Origin of the sequence: Thiocapsa sp. UBA6158, from assembly GCF_002423035.1 — a bacterium.
GTDB lineage: Bacteria > Pseudomonadota > Gammaproteobacteria > Chromatiales > Chromatiaceae > Thiocapsa.
This window is the reverse complement of record NZ_DIUM01000069.1, coordinates 22,915-29,834: the sequence shown is the minus strand read 5'-3', so window position 1 is coordinate 29,834 and position 6,920 is coordinate 22,915. Positions and strand designations below refer to the sequence as shown.

Genomic DNA, 6,920 nt, shown 5'->3' with positions numbered 1-6,920 from the left:
TTGTAGGCCTGGTAGTCGCCGTCGACACATTCTTCCATGCGTTTGAGCAGCAGCCCCTGCTTGTCGCGCGCAAACAAGGGGTCCCAGTAGCTCCCCCAGACGACCTTGACGACGTTCCAGCCGGCCCCGCGGAAGACCGCTTCGAGCTCCTGGATGATCTTGCNNCCGTTGCCGCGTACCGGACCGTCGAGACGCTGCAGGTTGCAGTTGACAACGAACACCAGGTTGTCGAGACGTTCGCGTGCCGCCAAGGAGATGGCGCCGAGCGACTCGGGCTCGTCCATCTCGCCGTCGCCCAGGAAGGCCCAGACCTTACGCTCGCTCGTGTTGACCAGCTCCCGGTCGTTCAGATAGCGCATAAAGCGCGCCTGGTAGATGGCCATCAGCGGACCCAACCCCATCGAGACGGTCGGGAACTGCCAGAAGTTGGGCATCAACCAAGGGTGCGGATAGGAGGATAGGCCGTTGCCGTCGACCTCCTGGCGGAAGTTGTAGAGCTGCTCCTCGCTGATGCGTCCCTCCAAAAACGCGCGGGCATAGATGCCGGGTGCCGCGTGGCCCTGGAAGAAGATGAGATCGCCGCCGTGATCCTTGTCGCGCGCACGGAAGAAGTGGTTGTAGCCCACGTCGACCAGGGTGGCGGAGGAGGCGAAGCTCGAGATGTGCCCCCCAAGCTCGGTCGAGAGCCGGTTCGCCTGCACCACCATGGCCATGGCGTTCCAGCGCACGAAGGAGCGGATGCGTCGCTCCATCGCGCGATCGCCGGGGAAGCGCTCCTGCTGCTGCACCGGAATGGTGTTCACGTAGGCGGTGTTGGCGGTGAACGGGAGATAAGCCCCCGAGCGGCGCGCCTTGTCGATCAGTCGCTCGAGCAAAAAGTGGGCGCGCTCGACGCCTTCGTTCTCGAGCACGGCCTCGAGCGAATCGAGCCATTCCTGTGTCTCTTGGGGATCGATATCGGGCTTGTTGGTCATGATGTTTCCCGGAAGCGGTCGAAGCGGTCGGCACGGGCAAAGCGCGGATTATATCAGCGCTCCAGGTTTGCAATGGTAAGAATTCAGAAGGTCAATGTATGGCTGGGCGGAGGCGGTCGCCGCCAGCCCCCAGCCTCCAGCCTTTGGGGTCAGGGCTCATTCGGGTAGAAATCGAAATCAAGGATCCGATCGATCGTCCAGGCGTGGAAATCGGTCTTGTAGAGCTCGGAGAGTGCAGTCATCGCGGGGTCCTCACGTCTCGGGCGTCGGCTCGGCACGGCGGAAGCCGTGGCCGAACTCGGGGGCGTAGAGCCGGGACATCTCGATGTCGGTGCGCGTGCGTGCACCCAGAGCCGGGCTGGCCAGAATCATGGCCTGTCGGTCGATCCCGGCCGCGCGGCACTGCTCGGCGATGTCGGCGAGCGTTCCGCGCAGGACGCGCTCCTCGCCCGGCCAGGTCGCCTTCTCCACGACAACCATGGGGGCGGAGTCTGCCCAGCCGGCGCGGTGGAGCGCGTCGATGACCGCGTCGATGTGGGCGATCGAGAGAAAGATACAGAGTGTGCACCGATGGCTTGCCAGCGCATCGAGTGACTCGCGCTCGGGCATCGGTGTGCGTCCCTCGATGCGGGTGAGAATAACCGTTTGGGTCACCTCCGGGAGAGTCAGTGTCTCCCCCGCAGCCGCTGCGGAGGCCATCGCCGAGGAGACGCCGGGCACGATGCCGACCGGGATCCCGGCGCGGTCCAGTGGTCCGGCTATCTCGGCCAAGGCGCCGTAAAGCCCCGGGTCACCGGTTTGAAGTCGCACCACCGTTTCGTGACGCTGCGCCCGATTCATCAGCCAATCGGTGATGGCCCCGAGGTCCATTCCTTTCGAGTCGGCGATGTCGCAGCCGGGCGAGGCCCATTGCAGGGCGGCCTGCGAGACCAGCGACCCGGCGTAGAGAACGGCGCCGGCCTCTCCCAACAGGCGACTGCCGCGGACTGTGATCAAATCGGCCGCACCCGGACCGGCGCCGACGAACCAGACTTTACCCATACCGAACCTTGCCCATATCGACCATGCCCATGACAGTGTTCTCGCTGCCGAATCGCGCTGAGTTGCATCGGCGAAGAGGCTTCCAGCATGATGGCTCGAACCGACAGGATAGAGGGCCGGTCGACCGGGACGCAATGCGTCCGGCCGCGCCCGTTCACCGCCTTCAACAGGCCCGAATCGACGTTTGAGTGATGAGCACTGCCCGAACCTGTCCCGCACTGTTTCTCGCCGCTCCCGCATCCGGTCAAGGCAAGACGACCTTGGTCGCCGCGTTGGCACGGCATCACAGCAACCAAGGGCGGCGGGTACAGGTCTTCAAGACCGGACCTGACTTCTTGGACCCCATGATCCTCGGTCGCGCCGCCGGGACGCCCGTCGAATCTCTGGATCTCTGGATGGTCGGCGAGACCGACTCGAGGCGCAAGCTCTACGCGGCCGCCGGCACGGCGGATCTCATCCTGATCGAAGGGGCGATGGGACTCTTCGACGGTAACCCGTCCGGGGCCGACCTCGCGCAGACCTTCGGCGCCCCGGTAGCGGTGCTGATCGATGCCGGCGGCATGGGCCAGACCTTCGGCGCACTCGCGCTCGGACTGGCCCGTTATCGATCCGAGCTCCCGTTCGCGGGCGTCATCGCCAACCGGGTTGCCAGTGCGCGCCATGCCGAGATGCTGGCGGCCGGTATGCCGGCGGATATCGCCTTTCTCGGCGCCGTGCCGCGCGTGGATGAGGCGACGCTGCCCAGCCGACATCTTGGCTTGGTCCAGGCCGAGGAGATCGCCGACCTGGATGCGCGTCTCGACGCTGCGGCGCAGGTGATTGCCGGTACCACCTTGGCGCGGCTCCCGGAGCCGGTGCGGTTCGAGCCCCCCGCCGGGGATGCCGCCGACGTGCCGCCCCTGCTGACCGGTCGCAGGATCGGCGTCGCCCGCGATGCCGCCTTCAGCTTCATCTATCCCGAGAACCTGGACCTGCTCCGCGCGATGGGCGCCGACTTGGTTGAATTCTCACCGCTCGCCGACACCGCCGTGGTCGCCGACGCCATCTACCTGCCCGGCGGATACCCCGAGCTGCATCTGAAGCGGCTGGAGGGAAATCAGGCCATGAAGGTTTCCCTTCAGGCGCACGCGAGCGCCGGTCGGCCGATCTATGCCGAATGCGGCGGTATGCTCTATCTGCTCGAGTCACTGCTCGATCGCGACGGCGAGCGCGGCACCATGGTCGGTCTGCTGCCCGGGGAAGGTCGTCTGATGCCACGTCTGGTCGGATTGGGCCTCGAATCGATCGAGCTGCCCGGGGGCGAAGTGCGCGGGCACAGCTTTCATCATTCAGCCCTCGAGAGTCCGATGACGCCGACCTTCACGGGACGACGTCGCTCCGACGGACAGCCGGGCGAGCCCTTCTATCGGCTCGGTCCGGTACGGGCGAGCTACCTGCATCTCTATTTTCCGTCCGCCCCGGAGGCGGTGGCGGCGTTGTTTGTGCCTTGAGCACCTTTTTCTCGCTGTTTCGGGGCGGGATCGCGACGTCGCTCCGGGCGTCGGGGTCGCCGGGGAATTGCCGATCCGTCTTTGCAGGGATCAGGGTCCTGTGCTATAGCATTCGAATCCGGTCGTCTTCTTGGATTCTTTTGCTGTCTCCCCGACTTGGCGCGCAGACACGATGAGTGACTTCGACCTCGACATCCTCCTCCAACCGGTCTCTGCCGAATCTCCGGCGGGGGATGATCTTGAATACGATTCGGACTTCCTCGCGATGCTTCAGGCGGCCGAGGGCACGCCCGAGCGTCGCATGGGCGACAGCCTCGTCCCTGCAGAGGAGCCGGATTGGCGCCATGTACATACCTTGACCGTCGCTCTGCTCAAGCGGTCCAAGGATCTGCGCCCCGCCGTATTCCTGACGCGAGCATTGCTGCAGACACGCGGTCTTCCGGGATTGAGTGCCGGGCTCGGGGTATTGACCGGATTAGTTAAAGGGTTTTGGGATGATCTTTATCCCGGGCTCGATCCAGAGGAGGACATGGATCCGGGCGCCCGGGTCAATGTGCTTCTCGATCTGTGCGGACACGGCACCCTCCTCATGCCGTTGAGAACGACCCCGCTGATTCGCTCTCGGGTCTTCGGTCACGTGACCTATCGAGACATCGAGATTGCCGACGGCAAGGCGACAGCACCCGGCGATGTACAGCCACGCGACACCGCGGCCATTGCCGGGGCCTTCCAGGATTGCGACTTGGAGGAGCTGAGCTCGGCCGCGCTGGGTGCGAATTCTGCGCTTGCCGGGGCGCGAGCGCTGAGCGATGCCCTTGCCACGCATGTCTCCGCGGATCTCATGCCCGACCTCTCGCCGTTGACGGACCTACTCAGCGCAATGCAGGGGGTCTTGCAGGCGCGCCTCGATGAACGCCGGCCGGCGTCGATGACCGGGGTGCAAAGCGATCCGGATGCCGAAGCGGGCCGGGAAATGCGGCCGCCATCGACCGCGGATCATCCCGGCGTCGGGATCCATTCGCGCGAGGATGTCGTTCAGTCCCTGGACCGACTCTGCGACTACTACCTTCGTAACGAGCCGTCGAGCCCGGTTCCTTTGTTGCTGCAACGAGCCCGACGGCTCGTGACCGGGAACTTCGTCGACATCGTGCGCGACCTTGCCCCGGATGCCTTGCCCCAGATCCAGAAGGTGTGCGGGATCGACGACAAGAGCTGATATCTGTCCCGCGGCACCTACTGTTGACCCGACACCGCGGACCATTCGAAACCGAGGAGACTCTCAGTGGCGAAAGAAAGCAGTCAGAAGTTCATCGCCCGCAACCGGGCGCCGCGGGTGCAGATCGAGTATGACGTCGAACTCTACGGCGCCGAAAAGACCATTCAGCTGCCCTTCGTGATGGGCGTCCTCGCGGATCTCTCGGGCAAGCCCGTCGACGCCCTGCCTCCGGTCGCCGATCGCAAGATGCTCGAGATCGACGTCGACAATTTCGATGATCGATTGAAGGCGATGAAGCCGCGCGTAGCCTTCCAGGTGCCCAACACCCTGACCGGGGAGGGGAACCTGAACGTCGAGCTGACCTTCGAGAGTATGGATGACTTCTCGCCTGCGGCGGTCGCGCGCAAGGTCGACGCCTTGAACAACTTGCTCAACGCGCGCTCCCAACTCGCCAACCTCTTGACCTATATGGACGGCAAGAGCGGTGCCGAGGAGTTGATCGCCAAGGTGCTCCAAGATCCGACCCTGTTGCAGGCCCTCGCCGCCGCGCCGAAGCCGGCGGATGAGCAGCCCCAGGCGGAGGAGAAGTAAAATGGCCGAGACCGAGACCCAAGCGCAGCCCCGGGAGAGCGCGACCGCCGAACCGATCGAGGCCGGTGCCTTTACCTCGCTGCTCCAGAAGGAATTCAAACCTCGCTCCGACCGTGCACGCGAGGCGGTGGAGGACGCGGTGCGGACCCTCGCCGCCCAGGCGTTGGAGCAGACCGCGCTCATCTCCGACGACGCCGTGCGCACCATCGAGTCAATCATCGCCGAGATCGATCGCAAGCTCACCGAGCAGATCAATCTCATCCTGCATCATGAGGATTTCCAGCAGCTCGAGGGGGCCTGGCGGGGTCTGCATCATCTCGTCAACAACACCGAGACCGACGAGATGCTCAAGATCCGGGTCATGAACATCTCCAAGAAGGATGTCCACAAGACCTTGAAGAAGTTCAAGGGGACCGCCTGGGATCAGAGCCCCCTGTTCAAGAAGCTCTACGAGGAGGAATATGGCCAGTTCGGCGGCGAGCCTTTCGGTTGTCTGGTCGGTGATTATTATTTCGACCACAGCCCGCCCGATGTCGAGCTGCTTGGCGAGATCGCCAAGATCTCGGCGGCCATCCACGCGCCCTTCATCGCCGCGGTCGCGCCCTCGGTCATGCAGATGGAGAGCTGGCAGGAGCTGGCCAATCCGCGTGACCTCACCAAGATCTTCCAGACCCCGGAATATGCCGCCTGGAGATCGCTGCGCGAATCCGAGGATTCACGCTATCTGGGCCTGACCATGCCCCGTTTTCTCGCCCGTCTGCCCTATGGCGCGCGCACCAATCCGGTGGATGAGTTCGATTTCGAGGAAGACACCGCCGGGGCCTTGCACGACAAATACACCTGGGCCAATTCGGCCTATGCGATGGCGACCAACATCAATCGCTCGTTCAAGCTGTTCGGCTGGTGCTCGCGCATCCGCGGCGTGGAGTCGGGCGGCTCGGTGGAGGGTCTGCCCACCCACACCTTCCCGACCGACGATGGCGGGGTCGACATGAAATGTCCGACCGAGATCGCGATCAGCGATCGGCGCGAGGCGGAGCTTGCGAAGAACGGATTCATGCCGTTGATCCATAAAAAGAATACCGACTTCGCCGCCTTCATCGGGGCCCAATCGCTGCAGAAGCCGTTCGAGTACGACGATCCGGATGCCACCGCCAACGCCAATCTGGCGGCGCGTCTGCCCTATCTGTTCGCGACCTGTCGCTTCGCGCATTATCTGAAATGCATCGTGCGCGACAAGATCGGCTCATTCAAGGAGCGCGAGGACATGCAGCGCTGGCTCAATAAATGGATCCTCAACTATGTCGACGGTGATCCAGCGCATTCGAGCGAGACCACCAAGGCCAAGAAGCCGCTCGCCGCGGCCGAGGTGGTCGTCGAGGAGGTCGAGGGTAATCCGGGCTATTACACCTCCAAGTTCTTCCTGCGCCCGCATTACCAGCTCGAGGGCCTGACGGTGTCATTGCGTCTGGTCTCCAAGCTGCCGTCGGCAAAGGGCGCTTGATTGAAACCCCGGCAATGACGCCGACGCGACACTGGCCGGGCTTTGGCTCGCCCATCCGTTTCGCACGCATGGGCGGCTCCATCACATGCAAGCCGAGGAGTAGA

General features: G+C 64.0%; 5 protein-coding genes and 1 pseudogene. 4 read left to right on the top strand and 2 right to left on the bottom strand.

Annotation, left to right across the window (positions count from 1 at the left end):
- Both aceE and cobM read right to left on the bottom strand, forming a co-directional pair.
- A pseudogene (aceE, locus tag B4N44_RS10015) lies at positions 1–974 on the bottom strand (pyruvate dehydrogenase (acetyl-transferring), homodimeric type); the annotation flags it as partial.
- A gap of 252 nt (positions 975–1,226) precedes the next feature.
- A complete protein-coding gene (gene cobM / locus B4N44_RS10010) occupies positions 1,227–2,015 on the bottom strand; it encodes a precorrin-4 C(11)-methyltransferase (protein WP_296700169.1) in 789 nt (262 codons plus the stop codon).
- A 191-nt stretch (positions 2,016–2,206) separates the two neighbouring features.
- Here cobM and B4N44_RS10005 point away from each other — a divergent pair, with 191 nt between their 5' ends.
- The 4 genes from B4N44_RS10005 to tssC all read left to right on the top strand — a co-directional run bounded on the left by B4N44_RS10005 (position 2,207) and on the right by tssC (position 6,816).
- Complete coding sequence (locus tag B4N44_RS10005; protein ID WP_296700166.1) at positions 2,207–3,505, top strand: cobyrinate a,c-diamide synthase; 1,299 nt, start codon at positions 2,207–2,209, stop codon at positions 3,503–3,505.
- Positions 3,506–3,677: 172 nt separating this feature from the next.
- Positions 3,678–4,721 carry a type VI secretion system protein TssA gene (gene tssA, locus B4N44_RS10000; protein WP_296700163.1) on the top strand — a complete coding sequence of 348 codons (1,044 nt, stop codon included), beginning with the start codon at positions 3,678–3,680 and terminating at the stop codon, positions 4,719–4,721.
- Between the two features lie 66 nt (positions 4,722–4,787).
- Positions 4,788–5,312: a type VI secretion system contractile sheath small subunit gene (tssB, locus tag B4N44_RS09995; RefSeq protein ID WP_296700160.1), complete on the top strand. Its 525-nt coding sequence runs from the start codon at positions 4,788–4,790 to the stop codon at positions 5,310–5,312.
- Position 5,313: 1 nt separating this feature from the next.
- Entirely contained in the window at positions 5,314–6,816 is a 1,503-nt protein-coding gene (gene tssC, locus B4N44_RS09990; protein ID WP_296700157.1) for a type VI secretion system contractile sheath large subunit, read from the top strand.
- The last annotated feature ends 104 nt before the right edge of the window (positions 6,817–6,920 follow it).

Coding starts and splice junctions, on each gene's coding strand:
- tssC (WP_296700157.1), top strand. CDS start 5,314: ATGGCCGAGACCGAGACCCAAGCGCAGCCCCGGGAGAGCGCGACCGCC.
- cobM (WP_296700169.1), bottom strand. CDS start 2,015: ATGGGTAAAGTCTGGTTCGTCGGCGCCGGTCCGGGTGCGGCCGATTTG.
- tssA (WP_296700163.1), top strand. CDS start 3,678: ATGAGTGACTTCGACCTCGACATCCTCCTCCAACCGGTCTCTGCCGAA.
- B4N44_RS10005 (WP_296700166.1), top strand. CDS start 2,207: ATGAGCACTGCCCGAACCTGTCCCGCACTGTTTCTCGCCGCTCCCGCA.